This is a genomic window from Bradyrhizobium sp. SRS-191, from assembly GCF_024586915.1.
In the GTDB taxonomy this organism is placed as follows: Bacteria; Pseudomonadota; Alphaproteobacteria; order Rhizobiales; family Xanthobacteraceae; genus Bradyrhizobium.
Window position 1 is genome coordinate 1 of the sequence record NZ_JANBVS010000066.1, and the last position, 1,951, is coordinate 1,951.

Annotated in this window: 2 protein-coding genes and 1 pseudogene; all 3 read right to left on the minus strand. The window is 58.7% G+C overall.

Annotation, left to right across the window (positions count from 1 at the left end; translation table 11 throughout):
- On the minus strand, nt 1-507 hold a 507-nt coding region (gene gspM, locus NLR35_RS33965; RefSeq protein ID WP_257170897.1), incomplete at its 3' end, for a type II secretion system protein GspM.
- On the minus strand, nt 504-1,676 hold the full coding sequence (locus NLR35_RS33970) for a PilN domain-containing protein (RefSeq protein ID WP_257170898.1): 1,173 nt from the start codon (nt 1,674-1,676) through the stop codon (nt 504-506). The genes gspM and NLR35_RS33970, both read right to left, overlap by 4 nt.
- Before the next feature lie 4 nt (nt 1,677-1,680).
- Nucleotides 1,681-1,951 (minus strand): annotated as a pseudogene (locus NLR35_RS33975) (type II/IV secretion system protein); the annotation flags it as partial.

Consider the following 1,951-nt stretch of genomic DNA (forward strand, 5'->3'; position numbering starts at 1 on the left):
AGTTCCATTTACGGCTGCGGTCGGCTTGAGGCTTGCGTTGCGTATGAAAAGATAGGGCTTCTCGGTCTCGATTTCGTGGATGGTCTTGTGCAGTTGCTGATGGGTTCCGACCAGGGCAACCTTCGCACCGATGTAGCGCAACACCTCGTCCGCCGGCAGTGCCAGGCCCTGCATGGTTAGGACACGCGCGCCATTGCGTTCGGCAACGCTCTTGAGACGGATTTGAAGGTCGGCCGCGATGACGCCCTCGTTGGTACCTTTCAGGAAGTCGCCTTCTGTCAATTGGGCCTTTATGCGATCGCTAGCCGTGCGCACGTCCCCTTCGCGGGCAAGGATCGTCTCCAAGCGCACCAGCACCTGCTGTTTTTGTGCGATCGCGTCATCCAAGCTTTGGAGGTGGTCGAACAGTGTAGCAACAAGGCTAACGACGGCCAGAACTACCAGCGCGTTGAAGCAAATGAACAGCGCAGGACCGCTGCAGCGAGACAGCTGAAAGAATCGCTTCATGGCGGCGTCCTATTTGCAGACGCTTGCTTCGTCACTTTCATCTGCAGGGCAAACCGTTCGCGCTTTTCGGTTGGATCGATGCTGACAGGGGCTGTCAACGCTGCCTCGACAAAAGTTCCCGCGTTTTCAAATAGGTTGACCAACTCTGCGGCCGATGGCGAGAAACCGGTCAATCGCAACGTCTGTTCGTCTAAGTTAGTGGCCGCTTGCGTGAGTTGGAGCTCAGTTAGCCAAGACTGAGTGGGCAAAGTCGCTGTGACCTTTTCCCAGACGTCGGAAAGAGTCGGTCTCGACGCCTTGTCGCCGCGCAGGCGGATCACCGCCCTCTGACGCCTGTCGAGGTCATCTATCTGGGCTCGGATCGACTGCGCTTTAGTGCGGTTGGCTTCTATCCTATCCGCAAGCTCGGTGAGTGTCGCCTCCTTGCGCCAAGTTGCAAGACCGAATGCAGCTAAGGCGAGCACCAGAGCTCCGATCGCCAGTGCCAGCACAGCAGTCCAATACCACGGCCTTCGTCCGCCCGCCGCCGAATTGAGGACGAGGCGCGGGATAGATGTCGAACCAAATCCCTCGATCCGCGCAACGTCCACGTGGTCGAGGTGGACCGCGGCGAGCGCTCGAGCGATGATCGACCGGCGGATGATCCAGTGATGAACTGTGATCTTGCCGGCCTCAGGTTCTTGCTGGACCTCGTAACAGTCGCGGATGTCCTCGTGCCTGAACGTCGTCTTTCGAGTCAGGTCCTTGGCAATGATCTGGTCCAGATCGGGCAGCGCCTGCTTGGGCAGGCGCAGAGTCCGACCGAAGAACCTATCTAACGGTATCAGTAGGACGAGATCGACGTCGTGTCGCGAAAGGCCCCTTCCCAACAGGAATTGGTCCAGTGTTTCGGCGTTATAGCTGGAATAGCGCTCCGTCGTCTCTGACTGGCTGCCGTCACCGATTATGCAAAACTCGATCGCGCCGTTACTCGCTTCCTTGAGATAAAGCGTTTGTCGCTGAGGCCCGAGAAGTTGTCGACCGAACGGGTTATCGAACAGGCTGAAAAATTCTCGCTTCCACCAGGTCCGGAACAAGCCGAATGATCGCGACGTCGCGCGCCAGGCTTGTACCGCGCGGCCCTCGCCGAGAAGGTTCTTGATCGGGCCGGTGGTGTCGAGGAGGGACATTTTGCTAGTGGCTCCGAGTTGCTCGCACGATCTCTTCAACGGTCGTCTGGCCGTGCCACACCTTGCCAAGGCCATCTTCGTACATGGTGGTCATGCCGGCGTCGCGTGCCGCGGCTTCGATCTCCGTCTCGGGGGCGGTTGCGAGGACGAGACGCTGGATCGTTGGGTCGAGGAATAGAAATTCGGAAATGGTCGAGCGACCTAGGAAGCCCGTGCCTCCACATTGATCGCAGCCGTGCTTCTGGCGAATGTCGGGTGGGACGGTAGGCGACATC